The organism is Carboxylicivirga sp. M1479 (assembly GCF_007097485.1).
Lineage (GTDB): Bacteria > Bacteroidota > Bacteroidia > Bacteroidales > Marinilabiliaceae > Carboxylicivirga.
Window position 1 is genome coordinate 74,172 of sequence record NZ_VKDE01000011.1, and the last position, 22,786, is coordinate 96,957.

Genomic DNA, 22,786 nt, shown 5'->3' on the forward strand with positions numbered 1-22,786 from the left:
AGTTAAAATAGGTTTTCTATATTGGTTCGCACAGCATCAGCCCAAAGTCCTTCAAGGTTATAAAAATCACGCTGATCTTTATGAAAGACATGTACTACAACATCAAAATAATCCAATAAAATCCAAAGTGCATTTTCACGTCCCTCAACATGTATTGGTCTATCGTTCAGTTGTTGACGCACATAATCGCTTACTCCTTCGGCTATTGCATCAACCTGCGTGGTACTATCGCCTTCGCAGATAATAAAATACTGACAAATTGTGTTATCCAATTTAGACAGATCCAAGATAGCAATATTTGTGCCCTTCTTTTCCTGAATCCCTTCAACAATGGTATCCGCTAATTGTTTAGCAGATTCATTCACTTTATTCATTGGCAATATAATCTTAGCTTTTGCTATAATAGCAAGTTCAAATATAGAGTTTACATACGCTATAGAAGACACGCATGTAGTTTATAAGTTAACAACAGATGTCTACTTTTGCTCAAAGATACTACTTTTAAAAATTTATAAACTTATTTTTGCCAAATAGCTAAGCAGGTTAAAAGCCTGTCAGTTTTTCACAACAATCTGCAATAATGACACATTCAGCACCAGAGTTTATTGTTTACCCTCAACTTGAGTCCAGTAATTTAGAAATGAAACGCTTGGCATCAAAACAGCAACTGGCCGAATACAGTCTCGTTATTACACCCAATCAAACTGCGGGTCATGGTCAGGCAGGTAACTCATGGGAAAGTGAAAAGGATAAGAACCTTACATTTAGCATATTATTGCGCCCTGGTTTTTTAGCTCCACACCTGCAGTTTTGCATTTCTAAGGTGGTATCCTTAGCCATTATAGATACCTTAAAAACACTAGGTATTGAATCTAGCATTAAATGGCCCAACGATATTTACATTGAAGATTCAAAAGTAGCGGGCATATTAATTGAAAATTCAATTTTTGGACATCGGCTGGAATACTCCATAGTGGGTATTGGCTTAAATGTGAATCAAGAACAGTTTGTATCGGATGCTCCTAATCCCATATCGCTTATTCAGCATACCAAATTAAATCATCGACTTGATGATGTATTGGAAAGTCTGGTTGATCAGCTAGAGCATCGTTACCACCAGTTAGAAACAGACAGAACAGCCCTAATTGATACCGAGTACATGAATGCCTTGTATAGGAAAGATGGCACTCACTTATTTAGGGATGAACATGGCGAATTTGAAGCGTCGATTGATACTGTAAATGAAATGGGCTTACTGACTTTAGTTGATACTGTAGGAACTAAGAGAGAATATGCTTTTAAAGAGGTTGGTTTTGTGTTGTAATTGAGGTTGAAGTGCTAAGTGCGGAGTTCGTAGTCCGTAGTTAGAAGTGCCAAGTCAAGAGTTTAAAAGATAGTGTTTAGAGGTGAGATATGAGAAGTGAGTATTGAGAAAATAGTTTGAAATTTACCACTTACAGTGCAAGGCAGCGTTTTAACAGTTCGGCAATTCGACAAATTACCAAACGATTATTAGCATAAAGCCATCAAAACAAAACGAGTAACTAATAGCGTACTTCTAATACTTATGATTCGCTATAGCCTCGGAAAGCACCTCTAAAAACTTTTTAACGGGCTTGCTAGCCATCATTTTAATCATCGGATTCATTTCGGCCTTAATGGTCAATTTAACGGCTGTTTCGTCGGCTTGTAGCTCTTTTAACTGAATCCATAAGAAGAAATTAAAAGGTGTTTTTCCCTCGGCCGTAAATTTGATGACTTTAGGTGTTTCTTTTTCAACAATGCGCAAACCTACTTCGCCAACCGGATCGATGGAAAAACGGCAGCTATCGCCAAATGATTGCCAGTTGTTGATTTTATCTTTGGGTATTACTTCGCCAAAATGGTCAAAGTCTGCCAAGAAATTAAACATCGTTTCTGCCGAGTAAGCGGCTTTCTTTATATTGCTTTCAAAAGTTGTCATACTGATAGATTGTTAGACTGGTAGACAGTTAGATTATTAGATAACTAGACTATGCATAATAGGCTTGCATCTTGATTTACTGCTTTACTAAGCTGCAATCCTTATTCGAACAAAAAGAGCAAGTCTAAAAAGTTAAGACCTGCTCGTAATTAATATTTTAAGCCCTTAGCTAAACACTAACAGCTATTCGTTTTTACTTATTCCAGCTAGCTGGATCTTTACGCCACTCTTGAAGCGTAGCAACATCTTCGGCTGATACATAACCCGATGCACTTGCAAAAGGAATCATTTCCTCATAAGAACTCAAAGTAGTTAATTCAACACAAGCTTTTTCAAATGCTTCCGCCGCAACAGGAAATCCATAAGTAAAGATGGCTAACATGCCTAATACTTCAGCACCCGATTCACGAATTGCTTCAACAGCTTTTAAGCTACTACCGCCGGTTGAAATTAAATCTTCGATCACAACAACTTTCTGACCAGGTTTTAAGTCTCCCTCAATCAAGTTGGTTAATCCGTGTCCTTTTGCTGCCGATCGCACATAAATAAATGGCTTATTAATCGAATCAGCTACCAAAGCACCCTGCGCAATTGCACCGGTTGCAACACCAGCAACTACATCCACATCAGGATAATTTTCTAATACTAATCGAGCAAACTCTAACTTAATAAAGTCGCGCACTTCGGGGTACGAAAGCGTTTTACGATTATCACAATAGATTGGTGAGTTCCACCCTGACGCCCATGTAAACGGGTTTGCAGGTTGTAATTTTATTGCCTTAATTTGCAACAACTGTTTGGCTACAATTTCCGCTAATTTTTCCATACCGCAAATGTATAAAGTTTTTTTCAAGGATAGAATTCTTTTTTTGACAGATACACTTGAGCAGGACCTCACACCAAACTTTAATGCTCTTCATAAGTATTCGTCGCACCACGAATTACAACAATTCATACAGACTTTTGAAAGTAATTCAAATTTAGCGACTGCTTACCTCTACGGACGTAAAGAAGATTTTTTATTACAAGCTTTAAAAAAGTGTTACCAATTTATAACGGCAGCTGGCGGATTGGTTGTTAATCCACATAACGAGGTATTAATCATTCATCGACTGGGTGTATTTGACCTTCCAAAAGGAAAAACTGAAAAAGATGAGACATTTCGCCACACGGCTTTGCGCGAGGTGGAAGAGGAATGTGGACTTGATAACCTGATGATTCGTCATCCATTACTATCAACATTTCATACTTACGAGCAAAACAACATCCATTATCTGAAAGAAACAGCTTGGTTTTTTATGGATTATTTTGGTTTTGATCAACCAAAACCACAGCTTGAAGAAAATATTACAGCAGCCAGGTGGATGAAAAAAGAAGACCTAAGCGATGTTTTGAACAATACCTATCCATCTATTTTGGAGGTATTTAAAAAAGCGGACCTTTTGAATGAAGAATAGTCACATTGTTAATATCTTGTTAGTTACTATCATATCCTAAATATTTACATCGTCTTATCAATATCCTAAATTCGTACAACATTAAACACCCAAATAATGTCGATACTGGATTTTGATTTACCTGAGCACAAGTTGCAGAACCGTGTTGATGACCTTAGCAAAGAGTTATCGCGCGTAAGAGCAACAACAAAAAAGCAATCTCTAATGGTCAGTAACCTCAGGTTATGGCTTTATCTTACACTCGCTTTTTTTATTACCCTTTTAACATTCTTAGCCATGCAAGGATTCATTAGTAATCCTAAGCATGTGGCAAGCGAAAACATACTAACAGTTGTAGATACAGTATACATCGAAAAGAGCATTAACAAAGATTCATTACGAGCTATACAGTATAATACCCATAAAGGAGCCATTCGAAAAACCGATTATGATGGCATTTTATTTGCCATTCAAATTGGGGCATACAAAGATCTTGACCTTCATCAATATGAAGATAACATGCTTGGTTTGAAGCAAGACACCTACGATAGCATTAATCAGTTTACTCTTGGTGAATTTATTGACTATGAGGAAGCACTTAACTTTTTAGATATAATTCAACGAATGGGTTTCAAGAACGCCCACATGATGTCGTTTAAAAATGGATACCGTTTACGTTTAGAAAATGCACTGGCTCAGCGACAGCAAATAATTGCTACAAACAAGGAAGCCGATAGAGGTTTTATCGAAGCCAACGATGAGCGCTTTGAACTGCTCGCAAAATAAAATGCCCAACTAACAAATGGTCAGCTGGGCATTCAAATATCATATTAAATTTTAAACAGGCTCTTCAACTTTTTCAGCTTCAACTTCAGTAGCCTTAGCCGCTTCTTCCTCTTTCGCTAAGTCAGCTTTTACATGTAATTCCTCTCGTATATACGAAACGATTTTCCAACGTTCATCAGGCAATATTTGTGCTCCATGAGCGCCCATCACACCGTAACCAACCGTTATTACTTGAAAGATTTCTCCATCTGGATTGGTTCGTATTTTTTCTGAATTTAAGTCTGCAGGCAAGTACAGGTACTTTTGCGAAGTGTATAAATGTCCTTTGCCGTCTCCCATGTCGCCATGGCAATGCATACAATAAATATCATATAAACGCTTCCCCTCTTCCATTACTGTTTCATTGTTGGCATAAGGATTTTCCAACTCCTGCCCTGCCCATACGCGATTTACATCGGTCTTTTCAAAATCATACGGAATCATCTCACGAGGCACAGTCCCTTCAACAGGCAACTGATTGGTTCTTCCATTTTCCCAATTTAGATTACTGGTATATGTCTCATAAGCCTGTGATTGCTCCATGTCAGGGAAATAACTATACCCAGGTTTATTACGGTTTTTATCACAACTAGTAACAGCTACTAAAATAGCTACCCCCAATCCAATTGTTTTAAGTGTTTGCAAGTACTTCATATTGCTATCGAATATTGTCATAATCAAAACTCTCTTTAAAATATGGATGATTTTCAGGCACTACAGGAGCCTTGGCAAAATTCCTAAAGAACGCATACAAGAATACACCCAATACAAATACGGTCATGCCAATTTCTAAAATTCCAAATTCAGGATGCTTGATTGAACCTGGCATAATAGCCATGTACATATCTAGCCAGTGACCTAAAAATACGATTACTGCAGCAGCAATTAACCAATTTAATTTCCGCTTAGTACCACGAGCCATCAGAATTAGGAAAGGTGCTAAGAAGTTAATGACCACATTGGCGTAGAATAAAAAGCCAAAATCCTCAATCCTTTGTACGTAGTAAATTGTTTCTTCAGGTATATTACTGTACCAAATTAAGAGGTATTGTGATACCCAGAGATAGGCCCAGAATATACTAAAGCCAAATAAGTATTTACCTAGATCATGTAAATGCTCATCATTAACATGCTCCATATAACCCATACTTTTTAATACAAAAAGCAGAATAATGACGATGGCAACGGCTGAAACAAAGGTGCTAACAAAAATATACCACCCAAACAAAGTACTAAACCAGTGGGCGTCAATGGACATAATCCAATCCCAAGCCGAAGTAGAACTAGTAATGGCAAACAACACGATGAAAACACCTGCCACACCTCTTTGCTTGTTGAATAACTTTAAGTCGTAATTGCTATCGCTCTTCAGCGATAATTTGCGGAACCATAAAACCAATACACTCCACAATAGAATATATGCAACAGTACGAATACTAAAGAACATTGGATTTAGATAGGCACTTTTACCTTGTAATATTTCATCCAAATGCTCGGTATGACTCCAGTGGTAGATATCGTGCATTCCTGCAAGAACAAGCAACATAAATACGCCACCTATTGGCACGTATAAGGACATGGCCTCGGGAATACGCTGAACAGCGGTGTGCCAGCCCGACTCTCCCAATACATGTACAATTACAAAAAACGCGGCACTCATGGCAATAGCTGTAAAATAAAAGCCATTAAGTAACACATTTGCCCAAATCCGGTGTGTATGATCCAAATTCATCGCTATACCAGCTACGGCCAAAACCGCACCTATCACAATCATAGCGAGTAAATAGGACTTTATTTTCTTAGTAAATTCAAATGATTTATACATAATTTCATTTTTTAAATCAAGATTCTTTCCTGTCTTCATTATCAAACATCGTGATGCTGAACTCCCTCAGCACCCACTGCTTGTAATTCAGATTGAAGCTGTTCGCTGTTCCCATTACTCACTTCCAGTAAAATTTGAAAACGGTCGTTGGTCACTTCCTCATCAAAAATCACATTATCTGCTCCTGGTCCGAGCTTGCTACTCAGCAAAAACCCAAAAACCAAAGCGAAAGCCGCAAATAACACCGTTAACTCAAAAGTAACTGGTATAAATGATGGAACCGATAAATAAGGCTTACCACCAAAATTGAGTGGCCATGCTTCGGTAAAAACCCAGGCCTGAAATCCAAAGCCAATAGCTGTACCCATTGCTCCGGCAATAAAGCCAGCTCTTGGCAATCGCGAACGACGCAATTTAAGTACCTTATCTAAACCGTGTACCGGAAATGGAGTACGCACATCGGCAATTTCAATATTTTTATCTTGCAAAGCTTTGATCCCTTCAACCAAATCTTTGTCATCGAGGTAATATCCTGAAACAAAAGTTGTCTGTTGCATATCTACTTTCCTTTCTTAATAAACTTTTCGGTTGAGGTCTTCAATACACTTTTCACTTCGGCAATGGCAATTACCGGGAAGAAACGTATAAACAAGAAAAACAAGGTGAAGAACAAACCAAAGGTTCCTATATAAATGCCCACTTCAACCCATGTTGGTGAATACATACTCCAGCTCGATGGCAAGAAGTCGCGGTGAAGTGAGGTTACTATAATCACGAAACGTTCGAACCACATACCAATATTCACAAAAATGGAAATGACGAATGTGGCAGCAAAGCTCCGGCGAATCTTTTTAAACCAGAATAACTGTGGTGTAATTACATTACAGGTCATCATTATCCAGTAAGCCCACCAATAGGGTCCAAAAGCACGGTTAACAAAAGCATATTGCTCGTAAACAACACCTGAATACCACGCAATAAACAACTCAGTAATATAGGCGATACCCACAATTGAACCTGTGGCGATAATAATTTTATTCATCGACTCCAAGTGAGCCTTGGTGATGTAATCTTCCAGGTTAATGGCCTTGCGAGTAATAATCATCAGTGTAAGCACCATGGCAAAACCAGAGAATACGGCTCCCGACACAAAATAAGGTGGAAAGATAGTGGTATGCCATCCGGGAATAACAGATGTTGCAAAGTCAAAACTTACAATGGTATGCACCGATAATACAAGCGGCGCTGCCAAACCTGCTAAAATTAAACTCATTGATTCGTGACGTGCCCAATGGCGTGCAGAACCAGTCCAACCAAAACTCAAGAAGCTATATACCTTCTTCTTGATACCTGGCACTAAGCGGTCGCGTATCGTTCCAATATCAGGGATAAGCCCCATGTACCAAAACAGAACCGAAACCGTTAAGTAGGTTGAGATGGCAAATACATCCCAAAGTAGTGGTGAGTTAAAGTTAACCCATACATCGCGTGTGTTTGGATATGGGAAGATGAAAAAACCGAGTGGCAATCGCCCCATGTGAATCAGAGGAAATAAACCAGCACACATAACGGCAAAAATGGTCATTGCCTCGGCACTTCGGTTAATAGATGTACGCCATTTTTGGCGGAACAACAGCAAAATAGCAGATATAAATGTACCAGCATGACCGATACCTACCCACCATACGAAGTTGGTAATTCCCCATCCCCAACCAATGGTTCGATCAAGGCCCCATGTTCCAATTCCATCCCAAACTGTGATGAAGATAGAAAACAGACCAAAGCCTAAAGCAATTAATGCCAGTGTCAATCCGCCAAACCAAAGCTTACCCGGCTTTCCGGTCATTGGAGCGTATATATCCTCGGTAACTTTACTGTAGCTTTTTTCTCCGCTAATGAGCGGCTCTCTTACAGGTGATACGTACATTAGCTTAGTGTTTTATTTTTATCCTTATTTCTTACTTTCGATAGGTACACAACCGATGGTAATGTATGAAGCTCTTCTAATAAACCATACTGACGAGCATCCTTAAGTAACTTCGAAATTTTACTTTGAGGATCATTCATATCTCCAAATGTGATGGCATCGGCCGGACATGTTTGTTGACAAGCCGTTTTGATTTCTCCATCAGCCAATTGACGTCCATCTTTTTTAGCCGTCAGTTTTTTATCCTGTATACGCTGGATACACATCGAACATTTTTCAATAACGCCCTTGGCACGCACCGTCACATCAGGGTTTAACACCATACGTTTTAGATCCAATGTCATGCCCGCAGGGTCAACACGGTTATTCGGAATGGTGTCGGCACCAGTATAATCGTACCAGTTAAATCGACGCACTTTATACGGGCAGTTATTATTGCAATATCGTGTACCAATACAGCGGTTATACGCCATTTGGTTAATTCCTTCTGAACTGTGGTTAGTCGCAGCTACCGGACAAACATTTTCACATGGTGCATTATCGCAATGCTGACACATAACTGGCTGACGCACCACTCCCGGATTGTCAGTATCGCCAGCATAGTAACGGTCTAAACGTAACCAATGCATTTCGTGCGAGCGACGCACTTCGTTACGACCGACAACAGGCACGTTATTTTCAGCTGAACACGCAACAACACAAGCATTACATCCAATACATGAATTTAAGTCGATAGACATTCCCCAATGGTGCCCTTTGTATTCATGCTCATGATAAAGACTAGTATGTAACTTCTCCACCTTAGCATGTGTTTCATTACCAGAAGCAGGATTGGCTAAAAACTCAGCGATAGTTGTTTCGCGAACAAGCTCACGTCCTTCCATGGAATGGTGAGATTGAGTAGCTGCTAATTCGTAAGTTCCACCGGTTGCAACAACTTCAACTTTAGGAAGACTGTATGAACGATGGCCATTTTTCAACTCTACAAACGGATAAACATTTTTACCTAAATCAGATGCTACACGCCCTGCATTTGAACGCCCATAACCAACGGCTATTGCTAAAGTATTACGAGCTTGACCTGGTTGAACTAACACAGGCATTTCAAGTCCATTTACATCAACAACATCGCCCTGGCTCCAACCGCGTAAAGCCGCAAAAGCAGGCGAAACAGAAACGTAGTTATCCCAACAAACACGAGAAACAGGCTCAGGTAACTCTTGTAACCAAGGGTTATTGGCGAGTGTTCCATCGCCAACTGGCACCGTTTGGTACAAGACTAATTCTAAGTCGTTTGACGAGTTTGGTGAATTATAATTATTTGTAGAAGATGATATATTAATGTTTGAATAAGTTAAGCTTGCTCCCTTTTTGTTTTTATCAACAACAATTCCGTCGCGTAAGCTTATCTTCCAAAACGTTTCAAACTGCTTTCCTTTGGCAATGTCAGCATTGTAAATCTGATCTTTCCAATACAGTTTAATGTAGTCGTAGTACGAACCCTCAAATCCAGCCCAAGCCATTAAGTTTTCTTGTGGGGCACGGGTTTTAAACAGAGGACGAATTGCAGGCTGGGTAATGGTATAAACACCATCCACTAATTCCATATCATCCCATTTTTCAAGAAAGTGCGGTGCAGGTAATTGATAGCTGCAAACCAGAGCTGTTTCTGTTTGTTGCGATTGAACTCCAATACGTAAAGGCACTTTTTTGATCGCTTCTTTTGTTCTTCCGTTAAGAGGGGCATGATACAATGGGTTTGTTTCCCAAAACATGACAGCACCAACAGCACTACTCTCCATGCGGCTTAACAGAGCATCAAACTTTTTATCACAACCTTGATATAAATTAATGGGCTTATCAACATTTATTGTTTTACCAAAGTTTTGCAGCAGATGGTTAATCTCCAACACCAAGCTTTGAATAGAAACATCATTAGTTCCCGAAACAACGAGTGATTGACCTCTTAAAGCAACCAATTCATCGGCTACTTTATCAATCGCATCAGGGCCTTTAACGGCTGCTACCATCATACCAGATCGTTGTGCAACGGCCATGTATAAGCTCGATAGATAATAGCCTTCGTCACTTGCTGACATTGGAATGCGTTCATCGGCATTAGAACCTGTTAATGACATAATAGGCTCAAACTGAACGTGGCGCATCATTTCACGTTGCCCCTCGGTCAGTTTGCGAGCTGAGGCGTATTGACGTCCAAAAGCAGTTGGCTGTAACCAGGTACCTAAGAAATCAACATTAAAACCAACCACCATTTTAGCCTTATCAAACCTAAAACTAGGTATAACAGCACTACCAAAACCCTTGTGACAAGCCTCTTTTAATGCTGAATATGAATAGGCATCAAATGTTTCATGAACAACAAAAGGATATTTCGTTTTAAAATCATGAATTAATTGCTTGGTTGATGGACTGATAATACTGGGTGTGAGAATGACGAATTCCTTTTCTGCATCCCAGGTAGAAAGTGTTTCAAGCAGTTTAGCATCCACATCTTCCCAACGGATAGGGTTTCCATCCAAAGTTGGTTGAGCTGGGCGCGACTCGTCGTATAAATTTAGTAAGGAAGCTTGAACACGGGCCGATGCAGATCCACCTGTCATCTGGCACAAGTCATTACCTTCAATTTTAATAGGTCGACCATCCCTTACTTTTACGAGGATAGGCACCATTTCGGCACCATCGTAAAATGTAGAAGCATAGTAATTGGCTGTACCGGGTTTAACTTCTTCGGGTTGTATTAAATAAGGTATAGCTTTTTTCACAGGTCGCTCACAGCCAGCTAGCACTGCTGCCGAGGCGATGCTAAATCCGAAATACTTCAGAAAATCGCGACGTGAATTGCTTGATGAATCTGCTCCTTCAGAAAGCACCACAGAAGATTTCTTTTCTTGTGGGGCTTCTTCTGCTGGCAATAAATCTTCAAGGCTTCTCCAATATTCTTTCATCTGTATAAATTTACTTTTATTTGTCAGATGGAACTCTCAAGTAAATTTCTTCATCCCCTTGTGTGTCAATTGGGATCATCAAATTTACAAGGTTGTTTCATTTCTTTTATTTAGTATCAAGAGTTAAGTTTCAAGATGATTATCGTCTTGCGTCTTTATCTTGCATCTTAATTCACTAATTATTAATGGTGACATTTCATACAATCATTGGCACCAATATCTGCTGCTTTGATTGAATCACGAACACCTTCATCTAAATCTTTATGTAAAGCTTCGAATGTTTTATAATAGTCGTTGTCCTTGAAATTCACATTGGTTGCTTTGTGACAATCTAAACACCAACCCATGGACAAATCATGCTCTTGTTTAAGAATATGCATGTTTTCAACATCTCCATGACATTCCTGACACTCGCGTTTACCTACATTAACATGTTGTGCGTGACTAAAGAAAACATGATCAGGTAGGTTATGTATTCTTACCCACTCGATGTCTTTGTTATTTTCATAAGCATCTACCACCTTGGCAATTTCAAACTGACCAGAATTGGTGCCATTTCGTACTACCTGGTGACAGTTCATACATAAGCCAGCACTTGGTATACCCGAAGACTTGCCTTCATCGGCATTTGAGTGACAATACAAACAATCAATTTTATTGTCGCCCGCATGTACTTTATGTGAGAATTTAATCGGCTGATCGGGCATATAATCCTGGCTACGGCCTAAATCAATGGTTTCGTGCGCCACAAGCTTCAGTTGAAAGCTAAGTCCGAATACAATGATGAGTACATGAATAGCTTTATAAGGAATCTTTTTAGTAAAGATTAAATCCACCAAAGCAAAAGTCATTAAACCTCCAAGCAATAGAAAAATCAATAACTTATTTATTGAAATTGGAGCATCCTCAACTCCGTTCTCAGACAATTGCACTAAATATCCTTGCAAATGAAAAAGTTGCTCGTCATCAAGTTGGTATTTTACATGTACTTTTTCGCGCATAGCCCCTGTTGGTGTTAACAAGTGCTCTTTAAAAGTAGCCAAGTCCATCTCGGCAGCCACTTTTGCCATTTCTACCGCCGATGGATTCCAATTAATAGAATCGCCAGAATGCACCGCATGGCATGATACACAAGACGCAGAACCTTCCCCGCTAGGAATCAAACCAAAAAATAATCGCTCCCCAACCTTAATGTCAGGTTCAGGTCCTTTTTTTTCAGCAAAAACTTCTGTTTTTATTCCCGACAATGCAAGCAGGACGCATAAAACAAAAAAAGGCTTTAAGATTTTTTTCCCATAAGTAAGGGAGTCAGACAAAGTCTTTACCATAATTAATCGCTATTAGTTTCTGAAAACTAGAATACAAGCTTTTTAAAACTTCACTAATTCTCAAATTCTTTTTAGATATTATTGTTATTTTTTAACAATTCTACTTTCAACAATTCATAACGAATCAATGATAGAATTGTTTTGAGAGGCAAATATAATATTTCAGACCTTTTATTCTTTTATTTTCTCTGTCAATTTTTGCACGAGTTTGTAATTAAAAAAGAACTCCTTGGCTATCACACGAATAATGGTGTAAACAGGGATGGCTAAAAACATTCCGATGATACCGGACATATATCCTGCCATCAAAATAAGAATAAAAATTTCGAGAGGATGAGCTCGCACACTAGCCGAAAATATAAAAGGCTGAAAAACAATATTATCAAGCAACTGCACGATAACGAAAACTAAAAAAACACCAAACATATAGTGCAGAAAGTCAGGTGGGGCAGTCATTTGAACATAAACAACTAAAGAAACTAAAAAGCCAAAAAAAGCTCCAATTAAAGGCCCCATATATGGTATGACATTTATTAGTCCAGAAAACAAACCTATTATTACAGCATGTTGAAATCCAACCCCAACCATTGCTAAGCCCAAGGTGACAATTACAGTGATGAGGGTAATTTGTATGATTATTCCTATAAAATATCTTCGAAGTAAAGTTTTGATAGATGCAAGCACATGTTTAATTCCATCTTCGTGCTGGTTGGGAATAAATAACAATAGCCCCTGAATAATTAGCCACTCCTCTTTTAAAAAAAAGAACGTTATAAAACTAACACTGAAAGCAAAAATAAATAAGCCTCCTAAAAAACCTGCCAATGATGTAACAATATCCCTTAAGCGAGAAAAATCGAAGAATGTAATGGCGGTATCTTTCAATTGTGCTTCGATGACTTCTATACCCGCCTTTCCAAATTCAGACTCCTGCAATGGCTCAATTATAGAGCCAAGCAAGCGCTCAGCAGCGTCAAATACTGCATCTAAATCAACATTGGATAAAAAATGCACTTCTTCAATAATAAAAGGCACACTCACACGAAAAAAACTTACTACAAATATCCAAAGAGTTAAAATAGTTAAAAGGGCACCCATAGAATTAGATGCTTGCCACTTTCGAATCCTAATACGCTTTATCAAATCAAATATGGGACGAGCAACTAACGAAATAACAGCTGAGACAAGCAGAAATGATACCACAGCTCTAAAATACCATACGATCAATATGGATAAACAAGCTATTACAAAGCCAAGAAAATATTTTAATCGATCGCCCATGAATTTTCGTTAGTAAGTAGAAGTATAAACTCACAAAATTATCACCCAATAGCAAGTCTTAAGCGGTAAATAAAACTCATGTTAGTCAAAAAAAATAGCACATTAGTCCTACAAATAAACCCATTAGCCATATTATCTACAACCAAGCGCACTGATAGCTACATGGAAACACTACTTTTACTCCAACTACACCTAACAAATTAGAAATATATGAGAGGAGCAATTGTAGGCGATATTTTAGGTTCAGCTTTTATTAATTCGCCACAAGTAACTAACAATTTTCAATTATTAAAGCCTTTTTCGGCTTATACCGACGATACGGTTTTGACCATCTCAACAGCTGATGCAATCTTAAAAAACATCTCATACAAAGATTCAATCAAGGAGTGGACTAAGAAATATCCGAAAGCAGGTTATCAATCCGCTTTTTTAGAATGGGCTCTGGGAAATAATCCCAAGGAAGTATATAAAAGCAACGGAGATGGCGCAGCGCGTCGGGTAAGTCCAATTGGTTTTGCAGCTGATTCGATTGAATATGCTATGATAGAAGCTGAAAAGGCGACTATTATAACGCACCCCACCGAATCAAAGGTTAAAGCATCACAAGCATATTGTGGAGCAATTTATCTGGCAAAAACGGGTCATAAAAAAACTGAGATACGCGACTTTCTTTATAAGGAATTAGGCTACCAACTGCCTGAAAAATTATCTAAAGATTGCGCTATAAAATTAAATAAGCGATACGAATCGCCGGTTCCGTGTGCAATTATGGCGGTGCTAGTGGCGCATAACTTTGAGGAGGCCATACGTAATGCCATATGGTTAGACGGTCCTCGGAACACTATCAGCAGTATAGCTGGTGCAGTAGCTCAGGCTTACTACAAGCACATACCAAAATCCATCATTCGGAAATCATTATCGCGCTTAGCTCCCGATCTGGAACTAGTTTTAAGCGATTTTGAAGATAGATATTGTGATACAATAATCAACAATACGAAAGAAGAGATAAAATTTAATTTTCACTAAAAAAATAAAGGCCGGTATTACCGGCCTTTATCATTATATCTTCAATGGATTCTTAACTTTTTCATCTAAGAGCGCCAATTTAAGCACATCTGACACTTCTTTCACAAAATGAAAAGTTAATCCTTCAAGGTAAATATCATTTATTTCAGTAATATCTTTTCGGTTATCATCTGATAGAATAATTTCAGTAATACCAGCGCGCTTAGCTGCCAATATTTTTTCTTTTATTCCTCCAACCGGTAACACTTTTCCTCGAAGGGTTATTTCACCCGTCATTGCTATACGAGCTTTTACTTTACGTTGTGTAAAAGCCGATGCCAATGAGGTAACCATGGTAACACCTGCTGATGGTCCATCTTTAGGAATGGCGCCCTCAGGAACATGTACATGAACATTCCACTCGTCAAAGGATTCGCCTTTTAAACCAAATTTTTCAGCATTAGCTCTCAAATACTCCAAAGCCAAAACTGCTGATTCTTTCATTACATCTCCCAAATTACCAGTCAATGTAAGCTTACCCTTACCTTTGCTTAAGCTCGTTTCAACAAATAATATTTCTCCACCAACTGCAGTCCAAGCTAAGCCAGTAACAACACCAGCAGAATAATTATCTTGCCATTTATCCTTAGAAAAACGTTCAACACCCAAGTATTCGGCAACATCTTTAATTGCCAATGTCTTCTTTAATTCCTCTTCCTTAGCAATTTTTAAAGCTATTTTACGGAACAATTTGGCCAACACCTTATCAAGCTCACGAACACCCGATTCACGGGTATAAGATTCAACTATATATGAAAGTACCTTTTTACTTATGGATACAGTTCCTTTTGGAATACCGTGATTTTCCATTTGCTTAGGCAGTAAGTGACGCTTGGCAATTTCTGTTTTTTCTTCCAGGATATAACCACTCACATTAATCAATTCCATGCGATCAAGTAATGGTTGAGATATCCCACCCAAGGTATTAGCCGTGGCAACAAACATAGTTTTGGATAAGTCAAAATCCACTTCCAGGAAATTATCATGAAAATGCTCATTTTGCTCTGGATCCAAAACCTCAAGCAAGGCCGCGGACGGATCTCCATGAGCACTGGCATTAACTTTATCTATTTCATCAAGGATAAATACAGGATTGGCAGCACCAGACTTACGAATGCTTTGAATAATACGTCCAGGCATAGCTCCGATATAGGTCTTACGATGACCACGGATCTCAGCCTCGTCGTGTACGCCACCTAATGACATTCGCACGTACTTACGTCCTACAGACTCGGCAATTGACTTTCCTAATGATGTTTTACCTACTCCAGGAGGGCCATATAAACATATAATTGGCGACTTTAATTCACCTTTAAGCTTAAGAACAGCCAAATGCTCCAAAATTCGTTCTTTCACCTTATCCAAACCGTAATGATCGCGATCAAGAATACGTTCTGCTCTTTTCAGATCGTAATTATCTTTCGTATACTCGTTCCAAGGTAAATCAATGAGTGTTTGTAGGTAGTTGTGTTGTACTGAATATTCACCAGCTGCCGGATTCAATCGCTGAAGTTTATCTAACTCCTTTTTGAATAAATCCTTAACTTCCTTACCCCACTTTTTCTTTTTAGCCTTTGCCTTTAAGTCAATTATCTCTTGCTCAATTGGACTAGAACCCAACTCATCCTGAATGGTTTTAATTTGCTGCTGCAACATATATTCACGTTGCTGCTGATCAATATCGAGCTTTACCTTGCTCTGAATATCGCTCTTCAGCTCCTGCATTTGCACTTCACGCGCCAAATGCTCCAATAACAACATGCCTCTATCTAACAAACTAGCTTTAGCTAACAGATCTTGCTTTTCATCAACACTAATGTCTGAATTAGAGCAAACAAAATTTATCAGGAAAGCATCGTTCTCAATATTTTTAACCGCAAAAGATGCCTCTGGTGGCACATTCGATGATGCTTTAATAACACGCAGTGACAGATCTTTAATAGAACTTACAACCGCCTCAAACTCGTCTTTATCTTTTTCGCTTTTTTCGTCTTCCAATCCTTTTACCTTCGCCATATGATAAGGCTCATCGGTAATCATTTCCTCAAGCTCAAAGCGCTTTTTACCCTGTATAATTACCGAAGTAGAGTTATCAGGCATCTCCAATACCTTGATGACCTTGGCAACCGTTCCAATTTCAAACAAGTCGTCTTTTTCAGGATCCTCAACCTTCACATCTTTCTGAGCGATGGCGCCAAAAACTCCCTTTGATTTTTGAACCTCACGGATAAGCTTTAATGATTTTTCGCGACCAATGGAAATGGGGATGATAACACCCGGAAAAAGCACAGTATTACGTAAAGGTAAAATTGGCAAGATGTCAGGCACTTCATAAGAACTGACATTTTGTTCATCTTCATCAGAAACAATTGGAATAAACTCAGCGTCAGACTCAAAAACATCAGACATCAATACTTCATCTAAACCAAATTTATTATTATCCATATCTTTAATCTCTATATCAATCCTACTTATGACAAAATGTCTTTCGATAGGTTTTAAATAATCAGAAAGGCTTATAGTCAATTGGCGTGCCAAAATTACCTAAAGGACGATCTGTATTTTTTCGTTAGTTCAAAAACATCACTCAGCACACTTGTATCATCTTCCGTAAGCTCCACATTTCGACGAGCCATTGCCATTTTAGCTGTATTTTCAACCGCTTTTAAACGATTAACTTTAAACCCCTGTGGACCGCCAATTACGAATGATGGAATAAAATTTCTAGGAAATCCGCTTCCGAAAATATTACTACCAACACCTACTACTGTACCCGAGTTAAAAGAAGTATTAATGGCACATCTTGAATAATCACCCATTACTAATCCACAAAATTGCAGTCCTGTTTTTGCAAATCGCTCGCTATTGTAATCCCAAAGTTTTACAAGAGCAAAATCATTTTTCAGATTTGAGGTATTGGTATCCGCTCCAAGATTGCACCATTCGCCCAGTATTGAATCGCCTAAATAACCATCGTGTACCTTGTTGCAATAACCGGTAATTACAGAGTTACTAACTTCTCCACCAACTTTTGACCAAGGCCCAATACTTGCTCCCTGATGAATTTTAGCACCCATGCTAATTTGAGCTGATTCACAAACAGCAATAGGCCCTCGTAACATGGCACCTTCATGTACCTTAGCATTTTTTCCAATATAAATAGGGCCATCTTTAGGGTTCAGATAACAATATTCAACCTCTGCACCCTCTTCAACAAATATTTGCTTAGCTATCTGCGGATCTTTATTGGCCCCAACAATCGTCACTGTCTCATCCAAAGCATGAGTAGTTCTACCTTTGGTAAGAAGTGCATAATCTTTAGCTATTTCGTTTTTATTGTAAGATATAAGCTGATGTACTTTGCTTAGAAAGTCTAACTCGCCTGCATATTCTAAAGCCTCATCACTTGAAAAATCGTTAACAAGTAATTTATCAGCAATTGAATTATCGCCCCGAACAGCTAATACCTCACCATCCTTAATCAAAGATGAACCTATGCCTAGTTTACCAACAGCAGAAGCAAGCTCTTTTGTTGGCAATACCGAAGCATTGATAAAAATATTGTCGTCGGCTAAAACACTTTGAAACTTTATGCTTAATGTTTTTGAACACAAGTAACTGGCAGAAGCATTGAGATACTTCTCCCATTTTTCTTTTATGGTTAAGATACCGCAGCGGATATCGGCTTGCGGACGCGTAAAAGTAAGCGGCAGCATACCTTTATTGTGTTGATTATCAAAGATAACAATGTTCATAATTGTATTTTTTACTTTCAACAATTTACAATAAAAAAAAAGCTCCGGAAATTCCGAAGCTTTATATTTTGTACCAAGCGTTAATTACTTACGCTTATCGAAGTGCTTTTGGTATCTGCTCATGAACTTATCTACACGTCCTGCAGTATCAACAAGCTTCATCTTACCAGTATAGAACGGGTGCGATGTACTTGAGATTTCTAATTTAACCTGAGGATATTCAACTCCGTCAATCTCAACAGTATCTTTCGTGTTAACAGTAGAACGAGTAAGAAAGGTATCCCCATTTGACATGTCAGTAAATGCTACTAACCTATAGTTGTCTGGATGTATTCCCTGTTTCATTGTTATATAATTTAAATCTTTAATATTCTGATTCGTATCGGGCTGCAAAGGTAAATTATAAATTTAAACCAGCAAAGCATTTAATACATTTAATCTCTGAATTTTATAAATCTTTTTCACTTTTCGCATTATACTTCGTATCTAGTGGAATAGATGAGGCTCTTACCTGACTCTCATTCCCTTGATTAAATAAATATCGATAGGTAATGTGTTTTTTTCCAAACGTGGCACCCATAGACTCTTGCAAAATACGCATTTTTGGGTTAAAATCTCCCACCCAAGACAATTCAAGTTCTTTAATATGCGGATTTTTCTCCACTGCTCCGTTAAGATGCCAAAACAAGCCCGACTCAATACCAGAACGCTGAAACTTAGGTACTACACCTAAAATAACAACACGCGCCCTCGTCATGTACTTTTTATTCTTCATCCAAGCAAAACGCAACTTATTCCACAGGTTCATTTTACCATTAAAATGTTTCAATATTTGATTTACATCAGGAAATAATACAATAAAACCTATGGGTTTATTCTCGTGATATGCATACCAAATAAGTTCCTCGATCATAAAAGGCTTGGCTTTCATCAAAGTTGCTTTCAAGCTTTTTTTATCAATTGGGGTAAAATTCTCATGAAAACGCCAGGCATCATTATAAACTGCCTCAAAGTCATCTACAAACGTATCTGCCTCCTTAATTTTAAAATGCTTAAAACTAAAACCATCCTTTTTGACAACCCAACCCGCTATCTTCCAAAATCGCTCGGGAAAAGGCGTTGTTAAATCTAAATGATTTGTTATTTGCTCAAAATAGGTATTAAAACCATAGGCTTCGAAAAAAGCCTGATAGTAGGGCGGATTGTACTGCATGCCAAAACCAGGTTGCGTAAAACCATCGACAAGGCATCCCCAAAAATTATCATTCTCGCCAAAATTAATGGGGCCATCCATGGCTTCCATCCCTTGAGACTTGAGCCAATCACGAGCGGTATCAAATAACAGAAAAGCAGCTTCTTTATTGTCGATGCATTCGAAAAAACCTAAACCACCAGTGGGTTGTTCAAATCCATTTGCTTTTTTGTTATTGACAAAAGCAGCTACACGACCAATTACCTCATTTTCATCAATTAAAACAAAGCGAGTTGCGTTTCCATGATTAAAATAAGTATTGGCTTTCGGATCAAATACCTCTTGAATCATTGAATCAAGGGGTCTTACATAAGCCTCATCCTGTTGGTAAATACCATCTACAACATCTAAAAACTGCCTTTGTAATAGTTTATCTGATACCTCAATTATTTTCATCTACAATCTACTTTAGTTTAAGGGATATAAGGAACCTACAGGCTCACTACAAAAATAAACGAATAATTTATTTTTCCTAGAAATTACATCTTAGCATTCGGCACATAAAACCACATTAGAGCGATTGAAAATACTGCCTCAAAAAGTTTATTGCAGACCAAATAAAAAGAGCGAACTGTAACCAATTCGCTCATTTCAAATATTTTAAATAATTACTTAAAAGTTAAACCATGTAGCATAATCAGCTGGCACCTTTCTACCAACACTTTTGTGGAAATACTCGTTGTGAGCTGCTTCATAAACGTAATCTTTCTCCATCTCCCTCCAATTAGCTGACACATCACGCACTGCTGCAATCAAATAATTCACTTCATCATCAGTCATGGTTGGATGCACTGACATTCTAATCCATCCTGGCTTTTCAGATAAATCGCCTTTATTTATTTTACTGGTAATCTTATTTGAAGTATAATAATCAACATGTAAAAGATAGTGCCCATAGGTTCCAGCACACGAACATCCGCCGCGCACCTGAATCCCATAATGATCATTCAACAAACGCACTGCCAAGTTAAAGTGCAGGTCATCAACATAAAAAGAAATTGCACCAAGACGACTATCAATATTATTGGCCAAAATGTTCATGCCTGGTATCTGACGAAATTCCCTTAGAACCTTTTCAATTATTTCGTCCTCACGAGCATGGATCTTCTCCACTCCCATCTCTTCCTTGAGCTTTATAACCATTGCCGATTTTATCGATTGCAAAAAGCCAGGCGTACCACCATCTTCTCTCGCCTCAATATCATCAACATAGCGGTATTTCCCCCATCGATTAGTCCAATCTACTGTTCCTCCGCCCGAATTATCTGGTGCTGAATTATGATACAAAGCACGATTAAACACCATGATGCCCGAACTTCCAGGCCCTCCCAAAAATTTATGTGGAGAAAAAAAGATGGCATCTAAACTCTCCAATGGATCTCCAGGGTGCATATTTATTTCATCATAAGGTGCCGAAGCGGCAAAATCAATAAAACAAAATCCCCCATTTTCGTGCATTATACGTGCTAACTGGTGGTATTCTGTACGAACACCAGTTACGTTTGAGCAAGCACTAAACGATCCTATTTTAAGTGTTCTGTTCTTATATTTCTCAACCTCACGGCGCAAAGCATCGGGATTAACTAAAAGCTGATCATCCGGCTCAATTACTACAACATCTGCATTCGTTTCTAGCCACGATGTATGATTTGAATGATGCTCCATATGCGTAATAAAAACCACAGGGCGCTGATCAACAGGAATACTGCAAAATTGCTGAGCCTGCTCTGGAACACGCATACCCAATATTCGCTGTAACTTATTTACCACATAGGTCATTCCAAAACCAGCAGTAATTATTATATCATCAGGACCGGCATTGACGTGTTTCTTAATTATTTGATGCGATTGTTTATAGATATTCGTCATGATTAATCCCGTATCGCTCGACTCCGAATGAGTATTAGCAACCATCGGTCCTATCTTTTCCAGCATCAACTTTTCAATGGGCTCATACAATCGACCACTAGCAATCCAATCGGCATAAACCAATGGCTTGTCTCCATAAGGTGTAGTTATCTTCGCATCCCATCCTATGGTATTTTTTCTAAACTTGTCGAAATGTCCCTCTAATGCATTCATCAATCTTCTGGTTTTAAACAAAATTACCACATAAACTCACACGCACTACTCAACTCTTATTTAGTGCGTGGCCAAATATAAATAATTATATACGAAGAAAAATATGACTTTCGATACAAGTCGGTCATTTTCAAATCAGTATTCGAATGCCTAAATCAGGGATTCAAATAATCTATTTCAGTCAGAATTTCCTGTGCCATGGCTTGATCTATTAGCCGATCCGACGATTGCTGTCGCTGAATAAAGTTGCTAAGCAATGAAATTTGATCAGGATTTTTACGCATTTGCATCCGCAAAGCAAACGAAGCGGCTTGCAACACAAGTGCATTATCTTCAGAAATAAGTTCAACAAGGTCTTTAATTGAATAAGAGATGGCATGATCTAATTTTAAACGATGTCCAAGTGTGTAAAAGGCACATGCTTTCAATTCCTGACTAGTGCCAATTAACCAATCTTTTATTAGGTCATCGATATTATTCAAACGCTGCCATAGAAACATTGCCGAACGCTCAACCAAATCTTTGTTATTCACTTTATCAGCCCACTCAACACAACGTTCTAATGCCATGTCTTCATTCTCGACCAATAAAGTGGCCAACAACATGGTTTCGCGTATTTCAAGAAACCATAAGCGTTCGGCCAACTCATAGCTGTAAGGAATTTTCTTTAATAACTGCTTTAAATGTGGCATACCCACACCATAATTTTGCCTATAACGAATGCCTCTATCCTCCATTTGCGCGGTAGTGGCTCCATTCATATATAATTTTAACTGAGCAAGCACCCAATCAAGCTCTTTCTCTACTCTCTGATTTTCAATATAGAACTTCATATCTCCCCTATTTGATCAATTACAAAGGAAAAAGTTTTTTTGATTTTTTTCATTACTTATTGCAATTATTAGAACACATCTATTATCTTTGCAATCGCAAAAACAAAAATGGTGGTTGTAGCTCAGTTGGTTAGAGCGCTGGATTGTGGTTCCAGAGGTCGCCGGTTCGAAACCGGTCTTCCACCCAAAAGCCTTAGTTAGAAATAACTAAGGCTTTTTTTATTACTATACATCACTCTCTCTTCTTT

The 22,786-nt window shown here is 38.4% G+C and carries 20 protein-coding genes and 1 tRNA gene; 5 read left to right on the top strand and 16 right to left on the bottom strand.

The annotated features are described in order from the left end of the window. Positions 1 to 2: 2 nt before the first annotated feature. Complete coding sequence (gene rsfS, locus FNN09_RS08575) at positions 3 to 374, bottom strand: ribosome silencing factor (RefSeq protein WP_143301501.1); 372 nt, start codon at positions 372 to 374, stop codon at positions 3 to 5. Between the two features lie 206 nt (positions 375 to 580). On the opposite strand from rsfS, the gene FNN09_RS08580 reads away from it, so the two are divergent. After that, positions 581 to 1,324 (top strand): biotin--[acetyl-CoA-carboxylase] ligase, encoded by a 744-nt coding sequence (locus FNN09_RS08580; protein ID WP_143301503.1) that lies wholly within the window; start codon positions 581 to 583, stop codon positions 1,322 to 1,324. 234 nt (positions 1,325 to 1,558) lie between these two features. Here the strand turns inward: FNN09_RS08580 and FNN09_RS08585 are convergent, their stop codons facing one another. Further along, positions 1,559 to 1,963, bottom strand: coding sequence for an SRPBCC family protein (locus FNN09_RS08585; protein ID WP_143301505.1), 405 nt, complete (start codon positions 1,961 to 1,963; stop codon positions 1,559 to 1,561). 193 nt (positions 1,964 to 2,156) lie between these two features. After that, positions 2,157 to 2,789: an orotate phosphoribosyltransferase gene (gene pyrE, locus FNN09_RS08590; RefSeq protein ID WP_143301507.1), complete on the bottom strand. Its 633-nt coding sequence runs from the start codon at positions 2,787 to 2,789 to the stop codon at positions 2,157 to 2,159. 43 nt (positions 2,790 to 2,832) lie between these two features. Between pyrE and FNN09_RS08595 the strand changes: the two genes are divergently transcribed. Both FNN09_RS08595 and FNN09_RS08600 read left to right on the top strand, forming a co-directional pair. Beyond that, positions 2,833 to 3,420, top strand: a complete 588-nt coding sequence (locus tag FNN09_RS08595; RefSeq protein WP_185968940.1) for an NUDIX hydrolase — start codon at positions 2,833 to 2,835, stop codon at positions 3,418 to 3,420. 96 nt (positions 3,421 to 3,516) lie between these two features. Then, a complete protein-coding gene (locus FNN09_RS08600) occupies positions 3,517 to 4,185 on the top strand; it encodes a hypothetical protein (protein WP_143301511.1) in 669 nt (222 codons plus the stop codon). A gap of 51 nt (positions 4,186 to 4,236) precedes the next feature. Here FNN09_RS08600 and FNN09_RS08605 read toward each other — a convergent pair whose 3' ends face one another. The 7 genes from FNN09_RS08605 to FNN09_RS08635 all read right to left on the bottom strand — a co-directional run bounded on the left by FNN09_RS08605 (position 4,237) and on the right by FNN09_RS08635 (position 13,551). Then, a complete protein-coding gene (locus FNN09_RS08605; protein ID WP_143301513.1) occupies positions 4,237 to 4,899 on the bottom strand; it encodes a c-type cytochrome in 663 nt (220 codons plus the stop codon). After that, positions 4,883 to 6,049, bottom strand: coding sequence for a quinol:cytochrome C oxidoreductase (locus FNN09_RS08610; RefSeq protein WP_143301515.1), 1,167 nt, complete (start codon positions 6,047 to 6,049; stop codon positions 4,883 to 4,885). Before FNN09_RS08610 ends, FNN09_RS08605 begins: the two co-directional genes overlap by 17 nt. A gap of 41 nt (positions 6,050 to 6,090) precedes the next feature. Further along, positions 6,091 to 6,606, bottom strand: coding sequence for a DUF3341 domain-containing protein (locus FNN09_RS08615; protein WP_143301517.1), 516 nt, complete (start codon positions 6,604 to 6,606; stop codon positions 6,091 to 6,093). A gap of 2 nt (positions 6,607 to 6,608) precedes the next feature. Further along, positions 6,609 to 7,976, bottom strand: a complete 1,368-nt coding sequence (gene nrfD / locus FNN09_RS08620; protein ID WP_143301519.1) for an NrfD/PsrC family molybdoenzyme membrane anchor subunit — start codon at positions 7,974 to 7,976, stop codon at positions 6,609 to 6,611. Further along, on the bottom strand, positions 7,976 to 10,942 hold the full coding sequence (locus tag FNN09_RS08625; protein WP_143301521.1) for a Fe-S-cluster-containing hydrogenase: 2,967 nt from the start codon (positions 10,940 to 10,942) through the stop codon (positions 7,976 to 7,978). The genes nrfD and FNN09_RS08625 overlap by 1 nt, the downstream gene beginning before the upstream one ends. Before the next feature lie 182 nt (positions 10,943 to 11,124). Beyond that, complete coding sequence (locus tag FNN09_RS08630) at positions 11,125 to 12,270, bottom strand: cytochrome c3 family protein (RefSeq protein ID WP_143301523.1); 1,146 nt, start codon at positions 12,268 to 12,270, stop codon at positions 11,125 to 11,127. Between the two features lie 171 nt (positions 12,271 to 12,441). Next, positions 12,442 to 13,551: an AI-2E family transporter gene (locus tag FNN09_RS08635; RefSeq protein WP_143301525.1), complete on the bottom strand. Its 1,110-nt coding sequence runs from the start codon at positions 13,549 to 13,551 to the stop codon at positions 12,442 to 12,444. A 210-nt stretch (positions 13,552 to 13,761) separates the two neighbouring features. On the opposite strand from FNN09_RS08635, the gene FNN09_RS08640 reads away from it, so the two are divergent. Then, positions 13,762 to 14,577, top strand: a complete 816-nt coding sequence (locus tag FNN09_RS08640; RefSeq protein ID WP_143301527.1) for an ADP-ribosylglycohydrolase family protein — start codon at positions 13,762 to 13,764, stop codon at positions 14,575 to 14,577. 33 nt (positions 14,578 to 14,610) lie between these two features. Here the strand turns inward: FNN09_RS08640 and lon are convergent, their stop codons facing one another. The 6 genes from lon to FNN09_RS08670 form a co-directional block, all read right to left on the bottom strand. Next, positions 14,611 to 17,061 carry an endopeptidase La gene (gene lon, locus FNN09_RS08645; protein WP_143301529.1) on the bottom strand — a complete coding sequence of 817 codons (2,451 nt, stop codon included), beginning with the start codon at positions 17,059 to 17,061 and terminating at the stop codon, positions 14,611 to 14,613. A gap of 95 nt (positions 17,062 to 17,156) precedes the next feature. Next, positions 17,157 to 18,371 carry a putative sugar nucleotidyl transferase gene (locus FNN09_RS08650; RefSeq protein WP_143301531.1) on the bottom strand — a complete coding sequence of 405 codons (1,215 nt, stop codon included), beginning with the start codon at positions 18,369 to 18,371 and terminating at the stop codon, positions 17,157 to 17,159. An 84-nt stretch (positions 18,372 to 18,455) separates the two neighbouring features. After that, positions 18,456 to 18,716 carry a type B 50S ribosomal protein L31 gene (locus FNN09_RS08655; protein WP_143301533.1) on the bottom strand — a complete coding sequence of 87 codons (261 nt, stop codon included), beginning with the start codon at positions 18,714 to 18,716 and terminating at the stop codon, positions 18,456 to 18,458. A 103-nt stretch (positions 18,717 to 18,819) separates the two neighbouring features. After that, positions 18,820 to 20,019: a GNAT family N-acetyltransferase gene (locus FNN09_RS08660; RefSeq protein WP_143301534.1), complete on the bottom strand. Its 1,200-nt coding sequence runs from the start codon at positions 20,017 to 20,019 to the stop codon at positions 18,820 to 18,822. A 216-nt stretch (positions 20,020 to 20,235) separates the two neighbouring features. Then, a complete protein-coding gene (locus FNN09_RS08665) occupies positions 20,236 to 21,705 on the bottom strand; it encodes an aminotransferase class V-fold PLP-dependent enzyme (protein WP_143301536.1) in 1,470 nt (489 codons plus the stop codon). 155 nt (positions 21,706 to 21,860) lie between these two features. After that, the gene (locus tag FNN09_RS08670; RefSeq protein ID WP_143301538.1) at positions 21,861 to 22,538 is read right to left on the bottom strand and encodes a DNA alkylation repair protein; all 678 of its coding nucleotides are present in this window, start codon (positions 22,536 to 22,538) and stop codon (positions 21,861 to 21,863) included. Positions 22,539 to 22,648: 110 nt separating this feature from the next. On the opposite strand from FNN09_RS08670, the gene FNN09_RS08675 reads away from it, so the two are divergent. Then, positions 22,649 to 22,724 (top strand) — tRNA-His (locus FNN09_RS08675). Positions 22,725 to 22,786 lie beyond the last annotated feature (62 nt).

Coding starts and splice junctions, on each gene's coding strand:
- rsfS (WP_143301501.1), bottom strand. CDS start 374: ATGAATAAAGTGAATGAATCTGCTAAACAATTAGCGGATACCATTGTT.
- FNN09_RS08580 (WP_143301503.1), top strand. CDS start 581: ATGACACATTCAGCACCAGAGTTTATTGTTTACCCTCAACTTGAGTCC.
- FNN09_RS08585 (WP_143301505.1), bottom strand. CDS start 1,963: ATGACAACTTTTGAAAGCAATATAAAGAAAGCCGCTTACTCGGCAGAA.
- pyrE (WP_143301507.1), bottom strand. CDS start 2,789: ATGGAAAAATTAGCGGAAATTGTAGCCAAACAGTTGTTGCAAATTAAG.
- FNN09_RS08600 (WP_143301511.1), top strand. CDS start 3,517: ATGTCGATACTGGATTTTGATTTACCTGAGCACAAGTTGCAGAACCGT.
- FNN09_RS08605 (WP_143301513.1), bottom strand. CDS start 4,899: ATGACAATATTCGATAGCAATATGAAGTACTTGCAAACACTTAAAACA.
- FNN09_RS08610 (WP_143301515.1), bottom strand. CDS start 6,049: ATGTATAAATCATTTGAATTTACTAAGAAAATAAAGTCCTATTTACTC.
- FNN09_RS08615 (WP_143301517.1), bottom strand. CDS start 6,606: ATGCAACAGACAACTTTTGTTTCAGGATATTACCTCGATGACAAAGAT.
- nrfD (WP_143301519.1), bottom strand. CDS start 7,976: ATGTACGTATCACCTGTAAGAGAGCCGCTCATTAGCGGAGAAAAAAGC.
- FNN09_RS08625 (WP_143301521.1), bottom strand. CDS start 10,942: ATGAAAGAATATTGGAGAAGCCTTGAAGATTTATTGCCAGCAGAAGAA.
- FNN09_RS08630 (WP_143301523.1), bottom strand. CDS start 12,270: ATGGTAAAGACTTTGTCTGACTCCCTTACTTATGGGAAAAAAATCTTA.
- FNN09_RS08635 (WP_143301525.1), bottom strand. CDS start 13,551: ATGGGCGATCGATTAAAATATTTTCTTGGCTTTGTAATAGCTTGTTTA.
- FNN09_RS08640 (WP_143301527.1), top strand. CDS start 13,762: ATGAGAGGAGCAATTGTAGGCGATATTTTAGGTTCAGCTTTTATTAAT.
- lon (WP_143301529.1), bottom strand. CDS start 17,061: ATGGATAATAATAAATTTGGTTTAGATGAAGTATTGATGTCTGATGTT.
- FNN09_RS08650 (WP_143301531.1), bottom strand. CDS start 18,371: ATGAACATTGTTATCTTTGATAATCAACACAATAAAGGTATGCTGCCG.
- FNN09_RS08655 (WP_143301533.1), bottom strand. CDS start 18,716: ATGAAACAGGGAATACATCCAGACAACTATAGGTTAGTAGCATTTACT.
- FNN09_RS08660 (WP_143301534.1), bottom strand. CDS start 20,019: ATGAAAATAATTGAGGTATCAGATAAACTATTACAAAGGCAGTTTTTA.
- FNN09_RS08665 (WP_143301536.1), bottom strand. CDS start 21,705: ATGAATGCATTAGAGGGACATTTCGACAAGTTTAGAAAAAATACCATA.
- FNN09_RS08670 (WP_143301538.1), bottom strand. CDS start 22,538: ATGAAGTTCTATATTGAAAATCAGAGAGTAGAGAAAGAGCTTGATTGG.